Genomic DNA, 720 nt, shown 5'->3' on the forward strand with positions numbered 1-720 from the left:
ACCTGTTTCCGCGTGGGCGGCGAAGAGACAGAAGGTGCCGTGTATTGGCATTAGTCATCAGAACGCATTTCGCTATGATGTGCCGAAGAAGGGGGGAAACTGGATAGAGCATTCGGTGATCCAACACTTTGCACCGACCGAGCACTACATTGGATTGCACTGGTACCATTTTGAACAACCGATCTTGCCGCCAATTGTCCATACGCTTACAGAGCATGAGAAGCGAACCTCTACCGATAGCGGTTCTGAATTCAGCTTGGTTTACCTGCCGTTTGAAGACCTCGATGATGTGACTGACTTACTGGTCAAGTTTATCTCCCATCAGTTTGTCTGTTATCACCCTCAAATTATTGAGCAGCGTACCGTCGAGAACATCGTGTTCAAACCGCTCAGCCATGACAACTTCCAAGTAGACCTACATGCCTGTTCTGGTGTGATTGCTAACGGTGGCTTTGAGCTTCCTTCTGAGGCGATGACGTTGGGTAAAAAGCTACTATTGAAACCACTGGATGGACAGTTTGAACAACAGAGTAACGTCGCTACGCTAGAGGCCTTAGGCCTTGCCCAAACCATGAGCTTTCTTGACCCTGCTGGGTTGCGTGCTTGGTTAGGTGAAAAACAGGCTGAAATGGTCTCTTATCCGGATGTTGCCAGTGCAATTGTTGAGTGGATCTTGGCGGAAAATTGGCACTGTCAGGAGACGCTAAGAAGGCAGCTTTG

1 protein-coding gene is annotated in these 720 nt (G+C 48.9%); it reads left to right on the top strand.

What is annotated here, in order from left to right:
- Positions 1-720, top strand: a 720-nt coding sequence (locus tag KIV40_RS26625) for an MJ1255/VC2487 family glycosyltransferase (RefSeq protein WP_285352188.1), incomplete at both ends; no start/stop codon positions are given.

It is taken from the genome of Vibrio sp. D173a, from assembly GCF_030248475.1.